The sequence below is a fragment of the Niallia sp. Man26 genome, from assembly GCF_022049065.2.
In the GTDB taxonomy this organism is placed as follows: domain Bacteria; phylum Bacillota; class Bacilli; order Bacillales; family Cytobacillaceae; genus Niallia.
This window is the reverse complement of record NZ_CP095744.1, coordinates 1256426-1283190: the sequence shown is the minus strand read 5'-3', so window position 1 is coordinate 1283190 and position 26765 is coordinate 1256426. Positions and strand designations below refer to the sequence as shown.

Here is a 26765-nt window from a genome sequence, read left to right as displayed (position 1 = left end):
GTAAACTTATTTAATCCCTTGCTGAATCGCTTTCCAAAAGCTTGTTGATTCATGGCCAAGTGCATAGACTGATACACCGCCAAGTTTATATTTTTTTACGAGTTTTGTTTTCTTCTCAATGGTTAATACATTTTCATACCAGACAACATGCTTTTGCTTCTGATTATCATTATAAGTAAAAAATACAGACGCTGTCACTTTATCATATGTAGGTTTTACTTTATGTTTTTTCAAAAGCTCCTGAATATAATCCCACTGCACTAGTTTATTTTGTGCAGAGTCATCCAGATTCCAATCATATCCATACGCTGGAATCCCCATAAGTATTTTCTTTGATTTTATATTTTTTATTGAATAGTCCAATGTATCCTGTAACCAATCTCTACTTGCTATAGAGCCAGAATCTCCCCAAGAACCATGTTCATCATACGTCATCACTTGAACATAATCGGCATATTTGCCAATTTGTTTGTAATCATACGGCCAAGTCCAATCATTCTTCTTATCATCGGATGATTTTGCCGGCACAGATACCATTGTTTTCACTTTTTCTTTATGCAGAGCGGAGGAGGCTGCTTTAATAAGATTAGAATAGTTTGAACGATCAATTGGGTTAATTGCTTCAAAATCGATATTAACTCCGCTATATCCATTTTCCTTCGATAAGCTTATCAGTTGTTTTATAAATCTATTCTTTGCTTCCTTATCCGTCATAACTATATGTGCTAACTCTGCATCAAAATCAGTTTCCCCAAAGTTAGAAATAACTGCATATGTTTTTATCTGCTTCTTTTTTGCATACCCCAGTTCATTTTCTGGTGTCGCTCCTACTATATAGCCATTTTCATTAAATGAAAAAGTATCTGTCGCTATCGTGTTTATATATTTATGAAAGGATGTCAGTGATTTATAAGAATCATTATCTCCAGTTGTATAGCCAAGGATCATTTCCTTATCTCCTTTAGCTTTAGCATTATTATAAATATAGGCACTAGCCACCATTGCTGAAACAGCGAAAATAATTATAAATATCCACGTTTTTTTCAAGTTTTTTCCTCCATTACTGCTTACATTATCCGAATAGTAATATTTTACCGTAAGATGTTAGGTTGGGGCTTATATGAAAGTAAAAAAAGAGGTTTTATCCATTTACATATCCTAATAGTTAAAGGTCATCAGGGAATTCTGATGACCTTTAACTATTAAAATATCCAATTATAGCACGGTTTTTCAGTTTTATTATTATCTCCTAGTAAAGGAAGAATTGTCAGCATATTCGCTAGAGCGACAGCATCCATGGAAAATACTTGGTAATACACAGATCAATCATTTCAGCTAGTCGGATTACTATAGAAAATATTAGCTGTTAAACTGTCCATTCATATTGAATATCAGGTAGATTCTCTTCATTTTCATGTCCTCTGCCAATGATCCTAAAACCATTCTTCTCATAAAAACGTTGTGCGTTTACATTAACTTCAAATGTATATAATGATAATTTCCCACTGGATTGTTCTTTTGCCTTGTCTAATAATGTTTGACCTATCCCGATTCCTTGATAGTCCAGATGGATATAAAGCTGGCTTATTTCCCTATCATTATAGGCAATCATTCCAACGATTTTGTTATCGGCTATCGCCAATTCTATTTTATATTTGTCAGGCAATATATCATTTAAAAAGGTAATCTGGTTTTCCATACTATGAACTTCTTTTTGACCAATAGCTTTTTCCTTGCTGTCTCTCCACATCTTGACCGTCTGGTCAGCATACATAGGATGGTAAGGGCTTATGATGTAGTTGTGTCGGGCCATACTACGATACCTCTTCTCTCCGTTTCTATTTCCTCTTCCCATATTGTTTTTTGAGGAGATACTTATTTTAACGAGTTATTTTTCCATTACTGCAAAATAGTTTTCTTCATTATCTGCAAAGTTAAATACTCGGCCAGATGGCATATTTACAATCTCGCCAACTGTTATTTTTTTGTTTACTAACTCACTGTATAATTGATCAAGATTGTCTGTGAAAAACATTAAAGATGGTGTAGCAAGATTTAATCCTGGCGACATTTTAGCAACGAATTCTTTATTATGCAAAATGATGCTCGTTTCCGCTCCTTCTTTTGGAGCAATTTCAATCCATCTCATTCCTTGATTGTTGTTTTCTTCAGAGATTACAGCAAACCCTAATTTTTCTGTCCAGAAGTTCACTGCCTCATCTTGGTTATGAACATATAACATAATTTGACCGACTCTACTAAACATTTACCTTTCACTCCTTTTAAAAGACTGTGTTTATAAACTAATATTCTTTTTTATAGAGTAAAAATCCTTCATTAACCTTTCCTGATAAAAAGGCTTCCCAACTCTGGAAAGCCCCAATACGTTACCGTATAAATTTATTTGATGTTACCCTTTCTTTATTCCAAAGTAATCTCAACATCTCCATCATTTGATTGAACGGTTAGCGTATCCTCTCCATTTACGGATTTAGACGCTTTGGAGACTATTTCTGTTCCATTAATAGTAATATCACCAAAATCATTGTCGATATCATAACTCAATTCTGATTCCTTGTTTGCTAATGCCAAGTTAATATCGCCAAATTTAGAATCTATGATTGATTGACCTAATAATTTACCTTTTATGTTGATATCGCCGTCTTTACTTTCGAGCTTAATGTCATGACTTGTAAAATCGCTTAAGTTAGTATCGCCAAACTGGTTAATCACACTTGCATTTTCTGTAATATCAATTTTACTCAACTCGGCATCTCCATCATTTATTTGGATAGCTAATTGGGCTGCTTCAATATTCGAAGCGGTAATATCGCCAAATTTGTTTTCAATCGCTAATTTATTTGATTTAACATTCTTTATTACGACATCACTATCATTAGATGCAATCTTAAAATTATTTGTAGTCACTCCATTAATGTTTGTATCTCCAAATTTACTAACAATATAAACGTCGTCAAACTCTGTACTTTCAGGAATATAAACTTTGATCTTCGTTTGTTGGATGGCCCCAGAAAAATTCATACTAAATGTAATTGCTGGAAAAGCTGTTTTATCGTTAATAATTAGTGTGTTATTTTTAATTTGATGGGTTATTTCACTGCCTTCCATTCTGTCTATTTCCAGTTTGTACTCATTAGAAGGAATTATCTCAATATCAGCATCAGCCAGATCAACTTCAAGATTTTTAAATTCATTTAATACCCATTCCTCATGCTTTCTATCTTCTAGTCCAACTGCTTTTAAGCCAGTTTCTGTTTTTATAATCGATAATTTTGCACCAGAGAAAAAGCCAATAGCAGCAAGAAGGATGCCGAGCACAATTAATCCGCTGGCAATTATCGTAATCCGTCTTACAGGTTGTTTCATTTATATTTCCTCCTTGCGTTTCATGCTAAATGTATCGAGCAGTTTTTTTAGTAATTTAACAATACTCGCGCTTACCTTTTTGGAGAATTGGACAAATGGTGAAAATAAGAGTAAGCCAATTCCCAATGCAATAATGCCTATTCCTATAAAGAAAATAGCTGTTTGCCAATCTTGCAGAATAACTGCAGCGCCAGAAATAATGCTGAATAGGCCACAAATAGGTAAGCCTATGATAAAAATGAAAAAAGTAAGAATGGTAACACCGCATACTAAAATTAATGTTACTGCTAAGCAAATGATGAATAGTGCCAATGGCAAAGCTATGGGAGAAGCTACAGTAGCCAGGATGATAAACCAAATGGCGGAGAAATTCTTCTTGGTAGTGTTTTTATGAGTATCCAAGTCCTTAGTGGCATAATCTGCAAGAATTTGGGATGCAACAAATGCTGGAGAACCTAAGCTAGCAATCACTGCTTGGGAATTTTCTGCGCCAGCCTCCTCAAAATATTGATGATAATATTCTATTGCCTCATTTACCTCCTCATCTGGCAATTTCTTAATCTTCAATCGGAGCTTTTTTAAATACTCTTCTTTAGTCATCTTTTATACCTCCTAATAGGACAGAATCAATTTTTTGCTTATGCTCCAACCATTCTTGAATAAGTTCTTGGTACTTTTCAATCCCACTATCTGTAATTCGGTAATATCGCCGATTTCTGCCTTGATATGGTTGATCATATGTTGTTAAGTAATCTTTCTTTTGAAGCCTGCGCAGTACAGGATAAAGTGTTGATTCGGAAATATCCATAATCTCACGCACTTGCTGTGTAAGGGAATAACCATATGCATCACTCTTAGCCAAGACTGCAAGAACACAGGCATCAAGTAACGAGGAACCAAGCTGAAAAGACATTTAAATGGAACACCTCCCATGTTCGTTTATAATATTATACGGCGTATAGTATTAGGATAATCATATTATACGGCGTATAGTATAAGAACGTCAAGAACCATTTCTGGATTTTTCTGGATAAATAGTAATCAATCGTTTCCTTTCTGCCACAATTGTAAAATTCATTCCCCTCTTGTCATAAAATGAATTATTTATTATGTTGACAATGATAATCATTATCACTTATAGTTAATAACAAATGAAAATTATTCTCATTTAAGAGGTGGACAGAATGAAAGTATTAATTGGATATGTAAGTTTGACGAGCAATACAGAGGATATAACTACTGTTATTAAAAATAAATTAGAATCTTTAAATTGTGACATAGACGTAGAGGAATTAGATTTAATTCCTCTTGAAAATTTATCATCATATGATCTCGTTCTTTTCGGAAGCTATACTTGGGGAGATGGGGATTTACCATACGAACTGGAGGATATGTATGATGAGCTATGTGAAATGGATTTACATGGAATGTCCTTCGGTATTTTTGGCTCTGGAGATACTTTTTATCCTGCCTTCTGTCAAGCTGTAGATACTTTGGCAGACAAAGTTAAAGAAAGAGGCGGAGAAGTATTTACCACTAGATTAAAAATCGAATTTAGTCCTGATAGTGAGGAGGAAATACAGGAATGTGAGCAATTTGCTCTTGGTGCATATGAATGGGTAAAGGAAAAGGACACTAGTCATGCACGCTAATGGAGCGACCGCTGTTGTCTCCCCTGCCCCACATGAATTTTTAGTCTCCATTAAGGGGCATGGAATCTTCTCGTATAAACATAATAAATCGAAGCTAATGATTCCATTACAAGAATCCATTTACCAGCTGAAAAGAATTGGTGAGTATATTATGGGAGTTGGTGACAAAGGCAGATATATTAAGCTTCATTTGAAAACCGGAAGATGGCGCACCTCTTCCTTCCCAACTAGTCAACGCCTGTGGAATATCGTCGGCAATGACAGCGGCTTAGTTATTACACATGCTGGCACACAATTACTAGTATCCTATGATTTCGGACAAAAATGGAATGTGATTTCGCTTTTTAAAGAACTATCCGTTAGACCAGTTATTCGCTCCTTAACATTATTTGCTGATGAAATATACATTGGAACACAAATACATAAACAAAATGGCGGTCTGTGGAAATATTCGTTATCTACCAAGGTGCTAGAAGCTTTACTTTATGAACAAGAAAAAATGGTGTCATCCATTCACGTAGATCCCACTTACCTATGGATGACAACTGGCGCATGTCAGACAAATAAAGGTACCATCTCTTTTCGAAAACATGGGGAAACCATCTGGCATTCTCTTACTTCTCAAATAGAAGAGCGTGCTTTTTTACATATGGTTCATGCTGATGATAATATGTATGTTTGTTCCAGCAAGGACGAATATGGCTATTCCCGAATCTATCAATACGATTTTTCGCACATGAGTTTAGTGCCAGTTGAAACGATAAAAGGTCATTGTTTTTCGGCAGCTGTAAGTGCAGGAGACTTATTTTTAGCTGGTGGAGAGGAGTGCAAGTGGATACAAGAAAGCTTCAAGGCAAAGAAGGTACTTCATTAATTTGGAGTTAAAGACAAAAAAGTCTATAGAATATATATCTATAGACTTTTACTAATTAATATTTTTGTAATCTTTTTAAGATGCCTCTTCAAATTGGCTATTATATAGTTCTGCATAGAAGCCGTCTTGGCTGATTAATTCTTGATGGTTACCAGCTTCGATAATATCGCCATCTTTCATTACTAAAATCAAATCGGCATTTTTTATCGTAGACAATCTGTGCGCGATAACAAAGGATGTTTTTCCTTCCGTTAGTTTATCCATTGCTTGCTGGATAAGCACCTCTGTGCGCGTATCGACTGAGCTTGTTGCTTCATCGAGAATAAGTAATGGCGCCATTTTCACCATAGCCCGGGCAATGGTAATCAGCTGCTTTTGTCCTGCAGATAAACTTGACTTGTCATTTAAAATCGTATCATATTTATCAGGCAATGTTTTAATAAAGTGATCTAGCCCTACTGCTTTGCAGGCTGCTTCTACCTCTTGATTTGATACATCATCCCTTGAATAAACAATATTATCGCGAATAGACCCCTCAAACACCCATGTATCTTGAAGCACCATACAGAACAGATCATGCAAACACTCTCTTGTCATTTGATTAGTCGAAATGCCGTCAATCGTGATTTCTCCGCCATTTAATTCATAAAATCGCATCAGTAAGTTGATTAGCGTTGTTTTTCCCGCACCTGTTGGCCCTACAATAGCAACTTTTTGCCCTGCTGCCACCTTTACAGAAAAATCCTTAATAATTAACTTATCTTCGTCATAACCAAATTGCACATGCTTAAATTCCACATTTCCATTAACATTTTCTAACTTTTCTAATTTGTTGCTTTCTTTCGCAAGCTCTTCCTCTCCTAAAAATTCAAAGACTCGTCCACTCGCTGCCGCAGTAGACTGTAAATTAGTGGCTGCTTGGGCCAGCTGTTGAAGCGGTTGTGTAAATAGCCGAATATAAAGCATAAACGCAACAATTACACCAAAGGAGATCGTGCCATTTACTGCAAGGGCAGCCCCAACAATACAAACGACTACATATCCAAAGTTTCCGATGAACATCATGAGTGGCATCATAAGACCTGACATGAATTGAGATTTCCATGCACTATCATATAATCTTGTGTTAATGACAGAAAAATCATTCTGCGCTTGTTTTTCGCCATTATATGCCTTTACCACATTATGCCCTGAATAAGTCTCCTCAATATGACCATTGAGCTTACCTAGGTCTGCTTGCTGCTGTGCAAAGTAGGTTTGAGATTTTGATATGATAAAGACCATCAATACAAACCCAACTACGGTTGAAAGCACAGCTGAAATTGCCATAATCCAGTTTGTGTAAAACATCATAATTAATGATCCTACAAACATAGTAATGGCTGTAATTAAACCACTGATGCTTTGGTTCATCGTTTGACCGACCATATCTACATCATTAGTTACTCTGCTTAACACATCTCCTGTTGTAGTCGAATCAAAATACTTCAAGGGAAGACGATTTATTTTCTCGGAAATATCATGTCTTAATTGCTTAGAAACTCTTTGTGTAACAGTCGCCATAATATAGCCTTGGATATAGTTGAAAATGAATCCTACGCCATACAAAAACACAAGTAAAATAGCAACATCGAAAACAGCGTCCATATCAATACTGCCCACTAAACCTTCTGTGATAAGATCTGTCATCTTGCTTAGCTGATTAGGGCCAACGATACTAAAGATGGCAGCCGCCATAGCAAGAATTAAGGCAATAATTATTGCTGGGAAGTAAGCCTTCGAATACGAGGCAAGCTCATTTAGGCTTTTTATATTCATGCCTTTTTGCGTGCTCTGAATGTTAGCATCTTTTGGTTGTTTATCTGGTTCCATGTTTGTATGCTCTTGACCAGCTTGACTTTTTTCATCCAATTTCAAGCTCCTCCTTTGACAATTGTGAATAAGCAATTTCTTGGTATACATCACATGTCTGCATTAATTCATCGTGTCTGCCAATTCCTACTATTTTGCCTTCATCTAGGACAAGAATGCGATCCGCGTCTTTGATTGTACCGATTCTCTGCGCAATAATAATGGAAGTAGCATCCTTAATTTCCTGCTTTAACTTAGAACGGAGGACACGGTCTGTTTTATAATCTAAAGCAGAAAAGGAATCATCGAATAGATAAATTTCAGGCAATTTATAGATGGCACGTGCAATGGATAGTCTTTGCTTCTGACCACCTGAGAGATTGGTACCACCTTGTGAAATAGCTGCCTCGTATTGCTGATCCATTTTTTCAATAAAGTCTTTTCCTTGCGCTATCTCTACGGCTCTCTTTATTTCGCTTTCAGCTTTTGTGCTTTTGTCTGCTTCACCAAAAGCAATATTGGAAGAAACGGACCCGCTGAACATAACCGCCTTTTGGGATACATAGCCTAATTTATCTCTTAACGATTCTAAATTATATTCTTTTACATTAAGACCATCCACAAGAATTTCGCCTTCTGTTGCTTCCATAAAACGAGGAATCAAGTTAACAAGGGTACTCTTTCCGCTGCCTGTAGAACCGATAATAGCAAGCGTTTCTCCCTTAGACGCTTTGAAACTTACATTCTGTAAAACATATTCAGATGCCCCAGGGTATTTAAAGCTGACATTTCGAAATTCAATTTCTGCTTCTGTAGTTCCTTCTGTTGCTGTTCCATCCTTAATGCTGACTTCCGTATCGAGAACTTCATTTATCCTCTTTGCAGAAACAGCTGCACGAGGCAGCAAAACAAAAGTAATGGAAACCATCATAAATGCCATAATTATCTGCATCGCATAAGAAGAAAATACGACCATATCAGAGAATATCGTCAGTTTATTTGTCATTGGCGCATCATTTATTAATACGGCGCCAATCCAATAAATCGCAAGACTGATTCCGGACATAATAAGCGAAATTGTCGGCATTAATATGGCCATCGTTCTCGTTGTAAACAGGTTTGTGTCTGTTAAATCGTTGTTCGCTTTTTCAAATTTACTTTGATGGAACTTAGTAGAATTGTAGGCATGAACAACACGTATTCCCGTTAAATTTTCTCTTGTAACCATGTTTAAATTATCTGTTAATGTTTGAATAACTTTGAATTTAGGTAATGCGATTAAAACTATGATAGCAATTAACACCAATAGTACGAACACAGCGACTCCAGTCGCGGCAGTCCACTGCCAAGATTTCCCCATAATCTTTAAAATAGCCCAAACCGCAAGTATCGGGGCTTTCAAAACAACTTGCAACCCAAGTATGATGAGCATTTGAACCTGCATAATATCATTTGTGGAACGAGTAATTAAACTTGCCGTAGAAAAACTAGAAAGCTCCTGCATCGAGAAGGATAAGGTTTTATCAAACACCATTCCCCTTAATCTGTTTGAAAATCTCGCTGCTACTTTTGCGGCAAAATACACAGTGATGATGGAAGCGGCCATACTTCCCACCGCACACAGCAGCATAAATCCGCCTTGGGAAAGAACATCACTAATTTCACTTCCCTCTGTTTGAACAAGCCTAGTAATTTCCGACATATAATCCGGAAGCTTCAGATCAAGCCAGACTTGCATAACAATGAATACTAACGCACATGTAATTAACAGCCAATCTTTTCTTTGAAAGTGGCTAAATATTTTTAACATTGCTGAAATCCTCCCTTTGCATAAAACCTGCTCCTTTTGTCCATTTCAAAGTCTTGTTAGGTGTTAGTTCATTTCTGATTCCGAACCTTTTAATGCTTCAACATAATGTGCTTATTCACCAGCCAAAACACAAGTAAATTTTTTACAGTAGTAACAATTTGCAAACTACATCGCACAGGATATATCGTATAATATGCATCTTATACGATATAATTTCGATTGTCAATTTTTAATAAAAGGATGTATTTTCATTAAAAAAACGGAAACTCTTCCGTTTCCGTTTCCATCTTATAAAATAGGCGCTAAAAGCCTTGATATAGCTTCTTTAAATTTTATGCTTAGTGGTCTTTCCTCATATCTTTCTATTGTTAAGTGGGAGCAGTTTTTTATATCCTCATGAAAGATATGTGCAAGCTCGTCTGCAATAGCTTTGTCATATACAGTTGCATTAACTTCGAAATTCAACTTAAAGCTTCTATTATCTATATTGGTCGTTCCAACAGACGATGTCTTTTGATCGACTACAATTGTCTTAGCATGCAAGAAGCCTTTCTCATACAAATAGATTTTAGCTCCATATGATAACAGTTCACCTGCAAATGCCCATGTGGCCCAATACACAAAGGGATGATCAGGCTTATTCGGAATCATAATACGCAAATCCACGCCAGATAAAAGGGCCATTTTACATGCGTCCATAAAACTCGCATCTGGAATAAAATACGGTGTCTGGATATAGATACTTTTCTTCGCAGACATAATAAGTCTTACATACATATTTTTTAAATGCTCTGTTTTTGAGTTTGGGCCGCTTGAAACAATTTGAACAGGACTGTTTCCGTTATGCTCCCCTTTTGTAAAGGAGAAATCCTCTCCAGCTACTTGCTCAGCTTTACTTGAATAAACCCAATCCAAGATAAATCTCGCCTGCACGTGATTAACCGCATTACCCGTAATTTTTAAGTGAGTGTCACGCCAATACCCAAACTTTTTTTTCATGCCCATATACTCATCACCAACATTAAATCCGCCTATATAAGCAATATTTCCGTCAATAATACAAAGCTTTCGATGGTTGCGATTGTTAATACGAAAGTTAATTAATCTTAGAAAAGAAGGAAAAAAAACTTCGACCTCTCCGCCATTCTTAATAATCTCTTGATAAAAAGAGGGTGATATTTTCTTCGAACCAATCGCATCAAAAAGCAAACGCACTTTAACTCCTTCCTTCGCTTTTTGAACTAATAAATCTCTTAGTTGTTTACCAAGATTATCAGGTTGAATAATATAGTATTGTATATTCACTTCTTCTTTTGCCTTCTTAATATCCTCAAAAAGCGAAGCAAATTTTTCCTGCCCAGTGGTAAAGATATTAATTTCATTATCAGTAGTTAAAAATGCATTAGAAGAGTTTAAATTCATATTAATTAAATCCGAATATTGATCCAGCATTTCATTATGCGAATAATGTTCTTTTACCGCTTCTAGCTCCCTATTAACAGCCATCTCAAAATCACTTTTTTCAAAATCAGTTAACTTATAAAAATTCTCTTTTCTCACTTGGCGGCCTAAGAAAATATAAATAAGAAAACCTACGACCGGAACAGTAAACAGTATTAATAACCAAGCCCATGTATAGCCAACATCCCTTCTTTCGAAAAAGATAACAGCAATACCAAGCGCTATATTTATAAAAGAAATTAACGAAATTAACAGCGTTATTATGTTGCTTGTTTCCATATATTCAGTATTATCCTTTCTCCTGCAATAATCATTAAAAGTTATCCATACAAAAAAACGCTATTCATGATGAAAAGCGATTATTTTAAGTATATTGCTACTTGTAAACTTATATGTATGAGGCTTGAATGCTAATTCACCTAAAGTCTTTCATAATGCCCACTACAAGTATTGTTAATAACATTACAATAGAAAATTATTGTTTATTTTCATGAGTAGGAAATAGCATTACATCAAAGGACTCATTATAGTTCATTCCTTCTGATGTCATTTTTTCTTTTACGGCTCCGACAAGCAGCTGCATTCCCTTCATAACGATTTCTTGTTCTTCGGCATTAAGCTGACTCAGCGCACCGGTTATCATTTCATTTAAATGGGTGTAATCCTTTTTGTTTATTCCATCTTCTGCACCCTTCGTTAATGTGATAACCACTGAGCGTTTATCTTTAGGATTGGGAGTTTTCTCAAGTATGCCTTTTCCGATAAGTCTTTCCACTATATCAGAAACAGAACTTTGGGTCATTTTTAAATTATGAGTTAATTGCTTAATACTTGAAGTTTTATTTGTCATTACTTCCGCAATAACCCTAATCTGCGGCACTGTAAATCCATAGCCCTCAGCTTCCTTCTGCATACTTTTTGCTATAAACCGCTGTAAAAAATCGATCGACTCTCGAAGATAATCAGCTCTTTCTAACATTTTTTCAATCCTCTCATTAACATCAGTTACGATACATCGTGTTAGATATATTTATTAAAATACATCTTACATGATGGATTTATTAATGTCAATTGCCTATCTATGGTATAACTCTTTTAAGCACATAGTATTACTTGTTTTTTTTATAATGAGAAATATAGCCAAATTTACTACTACTATTTGTTTAATTTACTCTTCAGCGTTTCCCCAAGTTTTATCTCATATTTCCCCCTTATTTTTGTGTATATGCAAAAAACAAGTCCATGCAGCCCAAACAATCGCTGCACAGACTTCTTAGTAGTCGTTTATCCATTAGTCTATCCACTGTACTACATCTTCCATAGCTCGGCGTGTTTTCGGACGGTCTGGATTTTCTGCGCGATAGCCAAAAGCAACCATAGCAGATACCGCAAGCTTGCCATTCTCCAACAAACCTTTTTCCTCCAAAAGCTGATTCACTTTTTCAGGACTAAAGCCTTCAATTGGACAAGAATCAATTCCGATTTGTGCCGCTGCTGTCATCATATTGCCAAGGGCGATATATGTTTGCTTGCTAGCCCAGTCAAACAATGCTCTATCGCTTTCCAACAGCTTCATACCCTCTTGAAAACTTTTGTACGCAGACTTCATCTTTTCAATTTTATCTTCCGGTATGTGCTTCACGTTTTTTTGCAGTTGCCATACATACTCAGAATCGTATCTTGCATCTGTCCGTGCAAGAATGATAACGAAATGACTAGCAGTCGGAAGCTGACCTTGTGCTCCCCATGCAACCTCCTTCAATCGCTCATGAAACTCCTTATTTTGCACGATAAGAAATTTCCATGGTTCATAACCAACAGAGCTTGGAGATAAACGACCAGTTTCTAGGATAAATGAAAAGTCCTCTTTAGAAATTTTCTTCGTAGGGTCAAATACCTTTGTAGCATGACGAAAGTTAAATGCATCTAAGATTTCCTGCTTTTTTGTTTCTTGACACTCCCACAGCTAAAGCAATGGGATTCTAAAGTGCTATTGCGTTCGCAATTCATTTCTGCTTTGAACTAGCCTTTAGTTAAGGGGTATGTCATTACCCCATCCTGTTACGTTCTATACACCTTTGGTGTATATGTACCTAAACAGGCGGTGTTGCTTTTACCACAACACTAGTTAGGATGCTTTTTTCTTTTTAGAAATACCACTTACACATTTTGATATATTAAGTCCAGCATTCACATCTGCATGGCTTTTATATCCACATTTTTCGCACTGAAATAGATGACGGTTTCTATTATTTTTATCAATATGACCACATTTACACATCTGCGATGTGTTATAAGGATTTACATATTGAACTTCCATGCCTTCCACCTTTGCTTTGTATTCAATGAAAGTTTGAAGTTGATATTGTGCCCAAGAATGTAGATTTCGACCTGCTTCTTTCTTTGATTTTGCTGTTTTTCTAATGCCTGTTAAATCTTCCATTCGTATTAGACGAACACCGTTCTCTAATGCGAAGTTTACGATTTTTCGGCTTATGACATGATTTAATTCCTTCATCCATTGCGATTCTTTGTTTTTGGATTTGCGAATAGCATCCAACTTTTTATTCTGTCCAAGGACTCGTCTTTTCGAAGCATATTTCCTGCGAATAAATGCTGCCTCATTTCCTTTAAAAAACAACGAAGTTGTTCCAACCATAGCAACAGCAAGATAGTTTAACCCTACATCAATGCCCATTATTGGAGGTTTAATAGATTCAAATTTCGGTATTTTTGGTTCAAAAGAGATAGAAATGGAAACATACCAACGCCCCTTTTTCTCATACAACTCCGCTGCTCCTTGTTTTGCTTTCCCTTCCAAAACTTTATCTAACCAATGTGTTTGGTATGTTTCTATTACAACTGGTACACCAACACGTTTCTCAAGAGTAGGAAATGAAACTTTATAGAGGTTGTTTTCTTTCTCTACTTTCAAATTTTGGTTGTTGAAGCCACACCAAAAACGGCGAAAAACCTTCGCTTTTTGATTATTTTTCTTAGATTTAACCTCTCGAATGGTTTGGTTCACAATAGCCGAGGGGAATTTCCCATCAGAAAACAACTTATAAACTTTCGATGTTGCATCCTTTAGACCTTGATATTCCAATAACCAGTTCGCAAAAGATGTATTGATATTTGTCATTTCTTTGTACATCTCTTTTTTAGCTTTAGTAGGATTTAATAATTCTAGTTTCAAAGAAATTGTTTCCAAGTTTGTTCACCACCCATCGAACGTACGTTTCGTATATTATAACAACAAGAGATTCAAATGCCTAGTGGATTACTCTAAGAAATAAAAAACCATTCACTTTCATCCCACACCTTAAGGAATGGGCTTTCTCGTTCCGTAAAATCTGTAATAAGAAAAAGAGGGGTACCAATTCATTGGTTATTCCCCTTTTCTTTATGATTAACTTCAGCTGTATTTTCGGAATAGGAAAACTTCGTCGTCATGGACAGATGTGATATGAATCATCGGAATAACGTTCTTGGTAGTGAGTCTTTTTTGCAGATTGGTCATAGAAAATTCCAAGTAAATACTAAATATTTCTACTTATTAAATAGGAATTTTTTTAATGTATGGATGGCGTCCTTCTCATCTGGTCCATCGACTAACAAGGTGATTTCATCACCAGTGTTTACATTTAAGTCCATTACCTTCATAATTTCTTTTCCATTTGAAGCTTTACCATTCTTAGTTAGAAACACATCACTACTAAAAGAACGGGCTTTAGCAACAAATATCGTCGTATTTCTTGCTTGCAGTCCCCGGATCAGTCTTACCGTTTCCTTTGTTACCAACATGATAATCACCTTCCTATTAGAAATTCAGTTAACTGTTTTGGATATAAAATAACACCTAGTAAAAATCAGTTAACTTTCATGTTAATAATTTAGTTTAAACACAAAACAAATTACACTATATTCCTAGTTAAAACTTTTACTAGCAAATATGATAAACCTTAAAGTTAACTCTAAGTCAAGTGAATTATCCATTTTTATGATAATTTACAATATTTTTAAAATCAGCTTTGACAATCAGTAAATAACCATGATAGAATTGGCCTCGCATCCTAGAGTTAACTCTAAATCTATATTTATAGAAGAATAAGGAGTGAAACAATGAACACATACTCTATTAGTGAAGTAGCGAAAGAATTAAACCTTACCACCTATACGCTCCGTTATTATGACAAAGAAGGCCTTTTGCCTTTTGTAGAACGAACAACTAATGGAACAAGATTGTTTAAAGAGTCGGATATTGGCGCATTAAGGATCATTGAATGTCTGAAATCTACTGGGATGCCTATAAAGGAAATTAAAAGTTTCATTGATTGGTGTCAGGATGGAGATGCTACCCTCCAGCAGAGATATGACATGTTTTTAGAACGGAAAGCCGCTGTTGAAGCACAGCTGGCAGAAATAAATAAAACGATGGAAATTATTAAACATAAATGCGACTATTATAAGACTGCCTTAGAGGCAGGCACAGAAGATATTCATAAAACTGAAAAAATTGGCAGTTTAAATTAACATAGAGCCATCTAACCTACAACCAGTAGGTTAGATGGCTCTTTTTATTAAATGCCCCTCCCTCCAAATAAAAAAAACAATTTTTTTTCAAAAATACTTCTTGAACTAGAGTTAACTCTAACCTTTATACTTACAAAAAACTTGTCATCGCGTAATACCTTTGCTGCACCGGTAAAATGAAGAATTTTATGGAGGGATTTTTTTGTATAATAAAAAATTATTAATATTCATCTTAACTATAGGAGTTTTTGGCATCTTAAATACCGAAATGGGGGTTATCGGGTTATTGCCCTCGATTGCTGAACAATTTAATGTCAGTGTATCAACTGCCGGCTTGCTGGTGAGTCTGTTTGCACTCGCGATTGCTATTTCTGGTCCAATAATGCCGTTATTGTTTTCAGGGATAAATCGAAAAACAGTCATGTTAATTGTTTTAGGCATGTTTGTGCTAGGGAATATTGTGTCTGTATTTACTACTAATTTTACTGTTTTATTATTAACACGAGTCGTTCTAGGTTTTTTTCATCCTATTTATTGTTCGATGGCTTTTACAGTTGCTGCTTCCTCTGTTAGTAAAGAAGAAGCTCCAAAAGCTGTTTCTAAAGTATTTATTGGCGTATCTGCGGGTATGGTAGCCGGTGTGCCAATCGCAAGTTTTATTGATAGTGTCCTATCTTATGAAATGGCGATGGCATTCTTTGCTGTTGTTACTGTTATAGTCTTTATTGCGACATTCATTTTTGTCCCTTCTATGCCTGTCGAAGTAAAACAATCTTACGGTGCACAGCTGTCTGTCTTAAAGAAATCAATAATCTGGATTTCTATTGTGACAGTTATTTTATTAAATGCATCTGTATTTGGAGTTTACAGCTACTTCACGGAATATTTGAAGACAGTAACGAATATGTCTCCAAATACAATAACTTTAACGCTGTTTATTTTTGGCGGGGCCAATATGATTGGTAATATTGTCGCAGGAAAGCTGCTTACGCAAAACCCGATTAAATCTGTAGTATATTTCCCTCTACTATTACATCCTCTTATTCTTCACAGGACAGTATCCGCTGCCAATGGCAATGCTTACTTTCATTTGGGGAATTTTAGCAGGGGGAATAATGGCGAATATTAATCAATATTTAATTACGTCTTCAGCCCCTGAAGCACCTGATTTTGCTAACGGACTCTTTATCTCTTCTTGCAACGTTGGGACAACTGTCGGGTCAGCTGCAGGCGGACTTTTAATAGCATCAATGGGTACGCAATATGTTGTATTAGTTGGGATTCTTTCATTAGTGTTAAGTTTAGTAACTATTGTACTTAGAAACTATATGATGACTCCTGTACATCAAGTATCAAGATAAATTCCATTCTTTTCAAGGAGGATAATAATATGTTTACAGACTCAAAAGTTGCCCTAGTCACTGGCGGTAATCGCGGAATTGGCTATGAACTGGTCCGCCAATTGGCTTTGAAAGGTTTTAAAGTTATCTTAACAAGCCGAGACTCAAAAAAAGGGCTAGAAGCTGTTAAAAAACTTCGCAAATCAAATTTAGAAGTATCTTTTCTCGAGATGGATGTGAACAATCATGAAAGCATTCGCCAAGCCGCCATCACGGTAGATGAGCACTTTGGAAGATTAGATGTTTTGATTAATAATGCAGGTGTTTATTTAGACGAAGATGAAAGTTTATTAACTATGGACCCTGCCATTTTGGAAAAAACAATGGAAACAAACTTTTTTGGGGCTTACTATACCATTCAGTCCTTTCTGCTTCTCATGGAAAAATATGGATATGGAAAAATTATTAATATTTCTTCTGATTATGGCCGTTTAAGCCAATTAACATCCCCAGAAGTCGGAGCGTATAAATTGTCTAAGTTTGCTTTAAACGGTTTAACACAATTAATTGCGGGAGAAGTCAAAGGTGATATCAAAGTAAACGCAGCCGATCCTGGCTGGGTAAGCACAGATATGGGTGGAACTTCTGCTCCAACGACACCGAAGCAAGCTGCTGAGTCCATTTTATGGTTAACTGCTATTGGGTCTGACGGACCATCGGGAAAATTTTTCAGAGGCAAAAACAGCATTGATTGGTAGCATGCAATAAACTGGAGCTGTCCATTAATTAATGGACAGCTCCGCATATCCCTTACCAATTGGGACTTGAAATATTTCTTGCTTTAAACATTTTGACATTACTCACCATAATGCCTCCTAATATGAGAGCAACACCAAACCATTGCCAAACACCTACTTGTTCACGCAGTATTAACGCAGACATTAAGACTGCTACCGGAAGCTCTGAAGCTGTCAGGATTGTGCCGAGTCCTGGGCCGACTTTAGGCATACCAATGGATAATAAAAGCGGCGGAAGCACTGCACCAAATATTCCTAGTATTAATCCATATTGTATAAATCCGCCTAGAACAGACACATCCACAAAATATACTGGTGGAAAGATGATAAAAACAACGATTAAGCCGCCTGAGGAAAGCAGTGCGCTTTTCAACAGCGGTTCCGTATTATGTCCAACTGTACCGCTCAGAAAAATAAACGTTGCAAAGGTTATAGCAGCAAGCAGTCCCCACATCATACCTTGCCATGTAATGTGAACACCAGTTTCCGAGGTAATCCCCGCAGCTAATAGCGATCCTGCCAGCAGAATACCTATTGCTATTAATTTTTCCTTCGAAGGCTTGTTCTTTAAAAACACCAATTCTAATAATGATCCTATCCAGATATATTGAAACAAAAAGATAATGGCTAATGAGGCATGAAGTGTTTGTAAGGATTGATAATAAAATATGCCTGTCAGTCCAAATGGAATGCCCGATAAAATTAACTTTATGGCTTGATTACCAGAAATCCCCCTCTTTTTCATAAACAAAACGAGTATCCAAATAATTAAAGTACCAATAAAATATTGTCCCCCCGTTACCTCGTTAACAGATAACCCAGCTCCGTATGCAAGCTTTACAAACGTAGATAATATTCCGTAACTGCAGCCACCTAAAAAAACAAATAATACATAATGCCATTTACTCAAATTTAAATCCCCCTTCTGCGCATAAAAAAAGCCACACAAATGTCTCACAACATTTGTGTGGCGAAAATAGAGTTCACTCTAGAAAAATCCACGACCTAAATAATTTTAGTATTCGAATTTCGTTTTTTCATTATAATTACAACTAATGTAGAAGTCAATAAATAATTTCCCTGCTTATTTGCTTAGTTTTGGATATTTTTTGTGCTCTACTGGTTCTGCACATATAAATCTCATCCAAAAATCAAAAAAAGCAGTAGGTACTTTTCCCACTAGTTTTCGCCCGATATAAAGCATTATCTGCTTTTTTCAGCAGTTTATTTAACGTCAGTTTCATTGTATTTGTGTATTGAACAATGCCAATGCTCACAGATAAGTTAAACTCCTTGATTTGAAAATCCCAGGACGATAATCTTTCAATAAAAGCCTCTGCTATTTCCTCGATTTCTTGAACGCTTAATTTTCCAACTAAGTTAATAATAAATTCATCTCCGCCTAACCGAAATACCGCTCCATTTATATTCCTCTGCCGCATGACTGCCTCCATTCTAAGGGCGACTTCTTTTAATATCAAATCACCTGTATCATGGCCAAGGCTATCATTTATCTCTTTAAAACAATCTAAATCTAGAAAGAAAATTGCGCCATCCTCATGGGCAAATTCATTAAAATATCTTTCAAGAAAATGCCGATTATAACTGCCTGTTAAATGGTCTCTGTATGCTAATTGCTCTAGCTCTAAGTAATAAGAAAACATTTTCGCAATTTTTTCAATCAGCTTTATACTTTTCTCATTAAACTGTGCAGCCTTCTCATGAACAGCACATAAAGTCCCAAAAACCTCGCCATCCCTTAAGATTACCGGCACACCTAAATAAGCGTTCACATTCGTGTTAGAGTATATTCCCTTGATATCATCTAGGCTAGATTCCTTACTTATATCCTCATAGACTAATGGGATACCTTTAGTAAAATCAATCCTGCTGCAAATTGCCACTTTCAGCGGGAGCGCTATTCCCTCTCTAATGTTAATATGCTCCGTATTAGGAGAAGTCTTCAAAATATGCTGTTCATTATTGACAATGGCACTTAAAAACAGAAAGCTGTCTGGTAATATCTCTTTTGCCAAGGTTAAAATATCAACGGCAAGTTCATTAAAGTTATTATATAATAGATACTCTTTTATATTAGTTATCATTAGTGTGCTCCCCAAAGTTTAGATACGTATTACATTTATCTACTTTTATTATACTCGTTAAGCCTTCATTGACAAAACCAGCCAAAAGTTATAAAAATACGTTAATTTCCATCTGCCTTTTGAAAGGACGAAGCGGACAATAATAAGGAAAGGCCAATAGGAATAAATAAGAAAGGCTCCATCTCCACAAAAAAGCTGCCTGGCAAATATCCACTAAAAAAAGCCAATATCCCCATTAGTACAAATAGCGTACCTGCAATTAAATTTATCTTTCCGATAGTCGATAGTTTTTTCATTTTGATTTACCTCCTTTTGGTTCAAGAGACTTTATTCGTAATAGGCTTTGTTTACAAATACGAAATATAGAACAATAGGTTTCAGACATAAAAAAGATCAAAGCAAATTTTTACATTAGCTTTGATATGTTGAATCTATCGGATAAATTTCGGCTTAAAAAATAGATATAGCAATCTTCCAGTAAATCGCTTCAACAGATTAGCGTATTCTGCTACTGTAACATCGCTGTTATTTACTAAAACTTCAAATAAATTATTACTATTCTCTTCTATCATAAGACTAGCGTTTTTAAACCCATTATTTATATAAAACTTCTTTCTTTTAACTCTTTGCTCATAATTACTTGCATTTTTTTTAACTGCTTCTATGTTAAGCATGATTCGATTATTTGGGCAATACTCCCTCAACTTACTAATTGCCATACTACCAAACCCCTTTGATCTATGCTTATTATCAATAGCAAAATACAAAACAAAGGTTAAATCTTTATGTGTAATTAAATAAATAAAACCTACTAACGAATTATCAGCATATACACCTAATAGGTCTACGAAGTTTTTCTTCGACTTCCATAGAAGAAACCAAAATGGAATTTGCTCATTTCTAGGGAATGATTCGGAGATTAATGCTTTCACTTTATTAAACTCCTTTGTAGTTTTAATAGTTTCGATTTTAAAATGCATTTGCTTATTGCTCCTTTTTTTCTGGTCTAAAATGATACATAAAAAGCTATACGATTAATTCCATCACTTTTTCTCCGTTAAAATCCAATTCTCCATTAAAGGTGAAACCATAGCGCTTATAAAGGCTTATAGCATGTATGTTAGTATCATAAATACTTAAAAAAATCTTTGTGCATGCGAATTCATTAATTAACTTGCTGATTAGCGTTTTTAAAAATATACTGCCTAGACCTTGGCCTTGAAATCTTTCATCAATTAAATACCGATCTAGCCATACTTTTCCCTTTTTATGATTTTCATCATATTCAGGAAACCATCCGTACATGGCAAAACCAACTAAAACACCTTCCTTATAAAGACCGACAGGCTTGTAGTAAACGCAATTTTTTGCGTCTTCTAAACACTGTTCGGTTGTTTCAATATAGTGCCTCTGGCTTTCATTGACTTTTAAGGCTAGAACTTCTGAAGCATTTGCTTTGGTTACTGGCCTAATCTCAATAGTTTTCATATAGACATCTCCATCCTTAAATGTGGACTACATAATGATTGATTTTGAAATCATCTTAATGTATATAGTAACTATATAGTCAAGAAGGAGATTCAAAAATATGGAACATGAAAATTCAAAATATTTCACTACTGGCGAGTTTGCCAAACTATGTAAAGTTAATAAGCAAACAGTTATTTATTATGAACAAATTGGCCTTTTATCACCTGTTATAAAAGACTCTAAGGGCTATCGTTACTATTCTATTCGCCAATTAGAGTTATTTATTGTAATTGATTTATTAAAAGATTTAGGAATGTCATTAAACGATATCCAACAATATACGCAGAATAAATCACCAGAAGAATTTTTATCACTAATGTATCAACAAAAAGATTTATTGATACAAAAAAGGAAGGAATTAGAGAAAAACGAGCAGATTATCGAAGCAAAAATTAAGCTAATGGAACAAGCCTCAAGCCTCAACTTTGAGCAAATATCACTAGAACAAATTTCTGCAGCTAACCTGTATTTAAGCAGGAATATAAAAGACATACCTGATGAAGAATTTGTGGAGGCTGTGTCTGATTTTATTACCGAACTATATGTGAAAGAACTAGATACAGGCTATCCAATCGGCGGTATGACTATGCGTGAGGAAGTACTAAAAGGAGAGTACACTAACTATAATTATTTATATATGGAGCAACCGAAACAAAAAGACAGCTACACATTCCATCCATCTTTAAAGGGTTATTATTTAATCGGCTACCACATCGGTTTAGAAAAAGACATCGATAAAACATATACGCGTATTTTTGCTGAAATGAATCGTTTAAATTTAACCTTAGGAGAGTATGTTTTTGAGGAATATATATATGATAATGTGGTCAAAAATCGAGAAGAAGAGTACATCACAAAAATTATGGTTCATGTCATTTAATATTTAAAACCATCGATCATTTCTCTAAATGGAAAACCCAAAAGGCATCAACCTGATGATTAATGCCGCTAGTAGTTTAATCCATTTACTGAAAAAAACGCATTAAAAGGATTTTTCTAATTTGGGAACTAATTCTCTGTATCTAATAAAAAATTCCTCAATAGCTAAAACTGCAAAAGAAGGAGAGGACGGACTATTAGCTAATAAACATTTGTCATAAATTAAGCTAATGTACAATGAGTTTTGTGGAGTTTTTCCCCTTACTTTCAGTAAATTAGATAAATCCTCATATAATTTTCCAATCGTTGATGAATCAATGGATCTTTCCAGTGAAAAAGATCCTGCCAAGCTGTTCCACCATGCTTGAAAGCTTTTATAAATCTGATTAAAACATTCGGGGGCCTCTGACTTACCCTCCAATAATCTATCGTAAAATAATTTTTTATCTTCATTGGATAGTTCATATATATAGCTATTATCTAGTTTGACCTTTTCTGCAATAGCCTTCCATAATTGTTCATATTGCTTGGGAAAATCCTCTTTAAAGGCTATTTCTGTTGATGAATAAGGGAATCTTATTTCTTCATCTGTTTGATTTTGATTGAGATAGATATTTTGTATATAAATTAAAAAATTTAATGTAAAAGATGTTCCTGTAACCAATAAAAGTGTATTTTCCACTTCTACTCTCCTCCCCTCATCCCCTTTTTGTTCCATTATTACCAATATGAAGTTTCATTACAACTATCTTGTAATGTCATAGAAAAAGCACTCCTATTCTGAGTGCAATTGTTAATGTTTTTTCTTTTTCTATTTATTTCCGAACAAACCTAAGGCAGCGGCTACACCAATACCTACCGCAAACCATGAAGCGGTACTTTATATATATTCTTAAAAATATATAGATTATAGAATTTCTTTAATAGTTTAATTTTTTATTCACTATAACTATGGATGCGTAAATTCTATATTATTTGTTTTCTTCAACTAACGCCCCCTATCGAATTATAAGATCAGCCAGAATTTCTTAATCAGTAAGCTTTTTTGAAAAATAGAATATGTAAACTGCCTTTTCAACAATCTACCTATTCGCATACAAAGAAAAGCACTCCCCTTTAAAAAAGGAATGCACTCCCCCACTTTATCTCTTACGTTTTTTATTACAGCTTTGCCACGACATTGCTAGGGGGACTTTCTATATTCTCTTGCATTGTAATTGTAAATCTCATTGTTAACGTATCTTTAATACCACCAAATGAGCTATATTTTTTCTACCTAAGCAGAAAAAATATTTAACAGATACATGCTCCCACAATGATTAATAAAATAAATAACACGACAATTAAGATAAAGTTATTATTTTGATATGTTGGACAGGCATAACTGTAAGCTGGAGCCGTATAGGATGGGAATGATTGAACAAAAGTAGGGGCCGTAGTCGGTTGAGGAGGAACATTTGCTCCGACAGTTGGAGGTGCGTTCACGTTTGCATACATAATTAAACATCCTTTCTTTTTAAGTAAGCTTATCACTACATGATACGCTCAAATATGAAAATGGAGCCCGTCTACTGAAAATTGGGTTTTTACCCGGTAATTAAAAATGCAATTTATCGTATAATTTGCTTATGCTTATTTTATCTTAGAAGAACTGATATCCCAATGAAATTATATAATTATAATAATTTAGTAATGATATGGAACTCCGGTTATGGTGCGCGACATGTTGTTTCATTTTGAAATCACTGCTAGTCTGTTGTCTGTTTGTTAATGCTGATAAACGGGAAAAAGAAGGTCTTGTCAACAAACTTGTCAGGACTGCGGACTGTTTACTCCCTTCCATTCTCTTTTTATTTAGAACCTGAACAATTTCTTCATCTGTCTTAATGGAAAATCCATGTCCGAAATATCTCCAATCATCTAAAAGTATGGCATTTACCCCTCTAAACCATGGTGTTTGTGAATTATAGTCAGGATTATCAAAATAAACAACGTCACCAGGTAAAAAACCATCTGAATAAAACGTAACTAGACCAAGATCTGTATCTGTATGCCAGCTATATAGATACAGTTCTTGAAAATGTGCATTAAATAAATGATGTCCAATGGTCTTTAACGTAGCATAGTAATAGATAATCACAGAAGCTGTTGCACATTCAAACGCATACAGCGAACTGTTCTTAAAAATGTCCATAATTGCATCAGAAGGCCTTACATCCGGTCTTAACAAAAAACCACCAGCCTTAGTTAATTGCCAGTAATTCCGGTTACATCGAGCTTGCTCAAAAATAGTAAATTCAGGCTTGGTTTCATTCATTTCTTTTGCACTTTTAATAATATTTTTCCGTAATTTAATTTCAAAAAGTAATTCTCTCGAAGAAATATAAGAATATACGATATGATCTTCTTGCATATATTGCAGTATATTTTTTTCAACTTGATCCAATTCCAAATTCCCTTGGAATTCAAAGGATTTACCCATTACTTGTATCACTTTTATTCCTCCATTCTCTGCTTTTTTATTTTCCCGTCTTCTTAAAAAATGAAATCAAATCTTGTTGGTAGGAAGCTATTTATGCATAAATGACTAAGTAAATATTAAATCCTTGATTAAGTTGCTCCCTCAATAAACAGATTCTTTAATCTAAATGCCAATTCATTCTTAACTAAGTAAAAGGGCGATGCTCTAATGAAAGCATCACCCTAAATGTATTTAGTAACATGTAAATGAAATAATTCTTCTTGTGTCAATACCAAAAATCACCCAAGTCCTTCCATTCCATCTGAAACCAGCAACAGATCTTGGACCTACGAATACGGGATAAAACCAAAATCCTGTACCATTACTTAGCCAAATAAAAGTATTACGAAACAGGCAAAATCTTATTGCTCCAGGATCCACAGCAAATGGTGAAGCAGCTGCTTGTTGAGGAATAAATGGTGGAGGAGGAGCTGTTGGAGCTTGTGAAGGTTGTAATGGTGGTAGACCTGATGGACCTCCAAACCCAGGTCCTGGGAAACCAGGTGGACCTGATGGGCCTGGAAATGATGGTAATAGAAAGTTTAGAAATTGTCGATTATCATTTATATTTTGATACATTTGAAACATCGCTACCTTATTTTAAATAAATCTCTAAAGGTATTGTATGTTTTACTGTTTTTTGTGAAGCTTGTTCGCCTTAACTTAGGCTGTGAAATTATAAAAGTTCAAAACCATAAGAAAAAGCCTCTTAAAAGTAATTAAACGTTCTAAAAGGCTTTTGCAGTTGATTGATAACATTGCACATTGATTCTTTTATTACATTTTACTATAAATTTTTCGCGGTTCGCAGAACTTCACTGTTGATACTACTAAAAAAAGAAACACGAAAACACCTTGTGTTTCATAATTCTTGTTTAACTATTGCCCCCTATTGTTTAAGTGTAATAGTTCACAAGCTCCATTATCAAACATACAAAAAGGCTATGCACATTTATAGCATTGCCTTATGTAATTTCAGTTTCTTACTCTTGCCTAGTATTAATTTTTGAATGAAGAACTAATTCTTGATATATAAAAGAAGATAGTCTATTTTAAATGCTTAAGTTTATTTTATCGTTTCATTTGGAAAGCTTAACATTTTTTCTTAACTTATTAACAACCCTTTTCGGTTTGTGACATAAGCCAATTTTTCTTCATTTGTTACAGGAGTGCTGCCACGTTTCTTCCGTGATAATCAAATTGTAAAGTTAATAAGCGATAGAAGTCGTTACGTTGAACAAGCTGCTAAATGATAATCAATACTTTCTCTTACCTCTTCAATGCTTCTACACTCTCTCATATACTTTCTCCTCTCTCCTTCAACTGTTTATTTATTAAGTGCAGAATTACCTCCTCTTATTGCGACATAAGAGAAAAGCTTCTCTCTAATATAACCTTTCGTTCAAGTGTTATTTTTCACATATGTTTCCTTATATAAACAAAAGGAGAGTCTACAAACCGTAGTACTCTCCTTTTTCAATACCTCAAAATATATCTAATTATAATTAACTATTCTTTTGGGGAAGTATTCTTCTCTTTAAGTAACCTCATTTTTAAGATTAACAAACTATCCAATTTTGTACTTAGTATTAAGGTTTCTTTAGAGGAAAATCCTTTTCTCATACCAATATAGATCATTTTATTTCTTAGTCTATTGATTTGTGCATCCAAGTGATCTCTCATTTGCTTTTCCTATATTTTTGTCTGAATAATTCCTATATCATCTCTAAATTTACAATTACACATCAACAATATTAATAACTTTTATAATTATTTAGGAATCCGAGCTTTATTAATTTAATACTGAACCTATCTAAAGAATACTTTATTTTTCAATAAGAAACTTTCCAGCAACACTATAACGTTTAGCACTTGTCTCATTAATCATAACATGTACTGCTTCTGCAGGTACTTTTGCACTTTCTGAAATAGTCCGTGTTATTCCTTTTACCATTTCCTTATATGCTTCTTCTTTATCTACATGGAGTAGTTCTGGTGCGATATTAATATTAACGATAGGCATTT

Annotated in this window: 29 protein-coding genes and 1 pseudogene; 6 read left to right on the top strand and 24 right to left on the bottom strand. The window is 34.9% G+C overall.

Features of this window, described 5'->3' with window-relative positions; all coding sequences use genetic code 11:
* Positions 1–6: 6 nt before the first annotated feature.
* The 6 genes from L8T27_RS25920 to L8T27_RS25895 form a co-directional block, all read right to left on the bottom strand.
* Positions 7–1002 (bottom strand): glycosyl hydrolase family 18 protein, encoded by a 996-nt coding sequence (locus L8T27_RS25920; protein ID WP_396953825.1) that lies wholly within the window; start codon positions 1000–1002, stop codon positions 7–9.
* A 364-nt stretch (positions 1003–1366) separates the two neighbouring features.
* Positions 1367–1813 carry a GNAT family N-acetyltransferase gene (locus L8T27_RS25915; protein ID WP_237944006.1) on the bottom strand — a complete coding sequence of 149 codons (447 nt, stop codon included), beginning with the start codon at positions 1811–1813 and terminating at the stop codon, positions 1367–1369.
* 75 nt (positions 1814–1888) lie between these two features.
* On the bottom strand, positions 1889–2266 hold the full coding sequence (locus L8T27_RS25910; RefSeq protein WP_233315581.1) for a VOC family protein: 378 nt from the start codon (positions 2264–2266) through the stop codon (positions 1889–1891).
* A gap of 155 nt (positions 2267–2421) precedes the next feature.
* On the bottom strand, positions 2422–3387 hold the full coding sequence (locus tag L8T27_RS25905; protein WP_237944004.1) for a DUF4097 family beta strand repeat-containing protein: 966 nt from the start codon (positions 3385–3387) through the stop codon (positions 2422–2424).
* Positions 3388–3987: a DUF1700 domain-containing protein gene (locus L8T27_RS25900; RefSeq protein ID WP_237944002.1), complete on the bottom strand. Its 600-nt coding sequence runs from the start codon at positions 3985–3987 to the stop codon at positions 3388–3390.
* Complete coding sequence (locus L8T27_RS25895; RefSeq protein ID WP_233315584.1) at positions 3980–4300, bottom strand: PadR family transcriptional regulator; 321 nt, start codon at positions 4298–4300, stop codon at positions 3980–3982. The genes L8T27_RS25900 and L8T27_RS25895 overlap by 8 nt, the downstream gene beginning before the upstream one ends.
* Positions 4301–4571: 271 nt before the next feature.
* On the opposite strand from L8T27_RS25895, the gene L8T27_RS25890 reads away from it, so the two are divergent.
* A complete protein-coding gene (locus tag L8T27_RS25890; protein WP_233315585.1) occupies positions 4572–5039 on the top strand; it encodes a flavodoxin domain-containing protein in 468 nt (155 codons plus the stop codon).
* Positions 5029–5913, top strand: a complete 885-nt coding sequence (locus L8T27_RS25885; protein ID WP_237944000.1) for a hypothetical protein — start codon at positions 5029–5031, stop codon at positions 5911–5913. Before L8T27_RS25890 ends, L8T27_RS25885 begins: the two co-directional genes overlap by 11 nt.
* A 75-nt stretch (positions 5914–5988) precedes the next feature.
* Here L8T27_RS25885 and L8T27_RS25880 read toward each other — a convergent pair whose 3' ends face one another.
* From L8T27_RS25880 to L8T27_RS25850, 7 genes are all read right to left on the bottom strand, one after another.
* The gene (locus tag L8T27_RS25880; protein ID WP_396953826.1) at positions 5989–7731 is read right to left on the bottom strand and encodes an ABC transporter ATP-binding protein; all 1743 of its coding nucleotides are present in this window, start codon (positions 7729–7731) and stop codon (positions 5989–5991) included.
* An 85-nt stretch (positions 7732–7816) separates the two neighbouring features.
* Positions 7817–9574 (bottom strand): ABC transporter ATP-binding protein, encoded by a 1758-nt coding sequence (locus tag L8T27_RS25875; RefSeq protein WP_237943998.1) that lies wholly within the window; start codon positions 9572–9574, stop codon positions 7817–7819.
* A 288-nt stretch (positions 9575–9862) separates the two neighbouring features.
* Entirely contained in the window at positions 9863–11314 is a 1452-nt protein-coding gene (gene cls, locus L8T27_RS25870) for a cardiolipin synthase (protein ID WP_237943996.1), read from the bottom strand.
* A gap of 196 nt (positions 11315–11510) precedes the next feature.
* Complete coding sequence (locus L8T27_RS25865) at positions 11511–12014, bottom strand: MarR family winged helix-turn-helix transcriptional regulator (protein ID WP_237943994.1); 504 nt, start codon at positions 12012–12014, stop codon at positions 11511–11513.
* A 312-nt stretch (positions 12015–12326) separates the two neighbouring features.
* Positions 12327–13001, bottom strand: a complete 675-nt coding sequence (locus L8T27_RS25860) for an NAD(P)H-dependent oxidoreductase (RefSeq protein WP_237944212.1) — start codon at positions 12999–13001, stop codon at positions 12327–12329.
* 162 nt (positions 13002–13163) lie between these two features.
* The gene (locus L8T27_RS25855; protein WP_237943993.1) at positions 13164–14246 is read right to left on the bottom strand and encodes an RNA-guided endonuclease TnpB family protein; all 1083 of its coding nucleotides are present in this window, start codon (positions 14244–14246) and stop codon (positions 13164–13166) included.
* Between the two features lie 338 nt (positions 14247–14584).
* The gene (locus L8T27_RS25850; RefSeq protein WP_237943991.1) at positions 14585–14839 is read right to left on the bottom strand and encodes an HPr family phosphocarrier protein; all 255 of its coding nucleotides are present in this window, start codon (positions 14837–14839) and stop codon (positions 14585–14587) included.
* A 318-nt stretch (positions 14840–15157) separates the two neighbouring features.
* On the opposite strand from L8T27_RS25850, the gene L8T27_RS25845 reads away from it, so the two are divergent.
* The 3 genes and pseudogenes from L8T27_RS25845 to L8T27_RS25835 all read left to right on the top strand — a co-directional run bounded on the left by L8T27_RS25845 (position 15158) and on the right by L8T27_RS25835 (position 17666).
* On the top strand, positions 15158–15568 hold the full coding sequence (locus tag L8T27_RS25845) for a MerR family transcriptional regulator (protein WP_233315596.1): 411 nt from the start codon (positions 15158–15160) through the stop codon (positions 15566–15568).
* A gap of 268 nt (positions 15569–15836) precedes the next feature.
* Positions 15837–16929 (top strand): annotated as a pseudogene (locus L8T27_RS25840) (MFS transporter).
* A gap of 29 nt (positions 16930–16958) precedes the next feature.
* Entirely contained in the window at positions 16959–17666 is a 708-nt protein-coding gene (locus tag L8T27_RS25835; RefSeq protein ID WP_237943989.1) for an SDR family oxidoreductase, read from the top strand.
* Positions 17667–17718: 52 nt separating this feature from the next.
* On the opposite strand, the gene L8T27_RS25830 is transcribed toward L8T27_RS25835, so the two are convergent.
* From L8T27_RS25830 to L8T27_RS25810, 5 genes are all read right to left on the bottom strand, one after another.
* A complete protein-coding gene (locus L8T27_RS25830) occupies positions 17719–18615 on the bottom strand; it encodes an EamA family transporter (RefSeq protein ID WP_237943987.1) in 897 nt (298 codons plus the stop codon).
* Positions 18616–18856: 241 nt separating this feature from the next.
* A complete protein-coding gene (locus L8T27_RS25825) occupies positions 18857–19810 on the bottom strand; it encodes a sensor domain-containing diguanylate cyclase (protein ID WP_237943985.1) in 954 nt (317 codons plus the stop codon).
* 101 nt (positions 19811–19911) lie between these two features.
* The gene (locus L8T27_RS25820) at positions 19912–20106 is read right to left on the bottom strand and encodes a hypothetical protein (RefSeq protein WP_233315601.1); all 195 of its coding nucleotides are present in this window, start codon (positions 20104–20106) and stop codon (positions 19912–19914) included.
* A 135-nt stretch (positions 20107–20241) separates the two neighbouring features.
* The gene (locus L8T27_RS25815; RefSeq protein ID WP_237943976.1) at positions 20242–20790 is read right to left on the bottom strand and encodes a GNAT family N-acetyltransferase; all 549 of its coding nucleotides are present in this window, start codon (positions 20788–20790) and stop codon (positions 20242–20244) included.
* Between the two features lie 46 nt (positions 20791–20836).
* A complete protein-coding gene (locus L8T27_RS25810) occupies positions 20837–21298 on the bottom strand; it encodes a GNAT family N-acetyltransferase (RefSeq protein ID WP_237943974.1) in 462 nt (153 codons plus the stop codon).
* A 100-nt stretch (positions 21299–21398) separates the two neighbouring features.
* Here L8T27_RS25810 and L8T27_RS25805 point away from each other — a divergent pair, with 100 nt between their 5' ends.
* Positions 21399–22220, top strand: a complete 822-nt coding sequence (locus tag L8T27_RS25805; protein WP_237943971.1) for a MerR family transcriptional regulator — start codon at positions 21399–21401, stop codon at positions 22218–22220.
* Between the two features lie 102 nt (positions 22221–22322).
* On the opposite strand, the gene L8T27_RS25800 is transcribed toward L8T27_RS25805, so the two are convergent.
* The 6 genes from L8T27_RS25800 to L8T27_RS25775 form a co-directional block, all read right to left on the bottom strand.
* Entirely contained in the window at positions 22323–22901 is a 579-nt protein-coding gene (locus L8T27_RS25800; RefSeq protein WP_237943970.1) for a hypothetical protein, read from the bottom strand.
* A gap of 611 nt (positions 22902–23512) precedes the next feature.
* A complete protein-coding gene (locus L8T27_RS29005; RefSeq protein ID WP_396953853.1) occupies positions 23513–23716 on the bottom strand; it encodes a YjcZ family sporulation protein in 204 nt (67 codons plus the stop codon).
* A 145-nt stretch (positions 23717–23861) separates the two neighbouring features.
* Positions 23862–24713: a protein-glutamine gamma-glutamyltransferase gene (locus L8T27_RS25790; protein ID WP_237943968.1), complete on the bottom strand. Its 852-nt coding sequence runs from the start codon at positions 24711–24713 to the stop codon at positions 23862–23864.
* Positions 24714–24932: 219 nt separating this feature from the next.
* Positions 24933–25319 (bottom strand): hypothetical protein, encoded by a 387-nt coding sequence (locus L8T27_RS25785; RefSeq protein ID WP_237943959.1) that lies wholly within the window; start codon positions 25317–25319, stop codon positions 24933–24935.
* A gap of 930 nt (positions 25320–26249) precedes the next feature.
* Entirely contained in the window at positions 26250–26423 is a 174-nt protein-coding gene (locus L8T27_RS25780) for an aspartyl-phosphate phosphatase Spo0E family protein (protein WP_282581453.1), read from the bottom strand.
* 142 nt (positions 26424–26565) lie between these two features.
* Positions 26566–26763 (bottom strand): tautomerase family protein, encoded by a 198-nt coding sequence (locus L8T27_RS25775; protein ID WP_237943957.1) that lies wholly within the window; start codon positions 26761–26763, stop codon positions 26566–26568.
* Between the last annotated feature and the right edge of the window lie 2 nt (positions 26764–26765).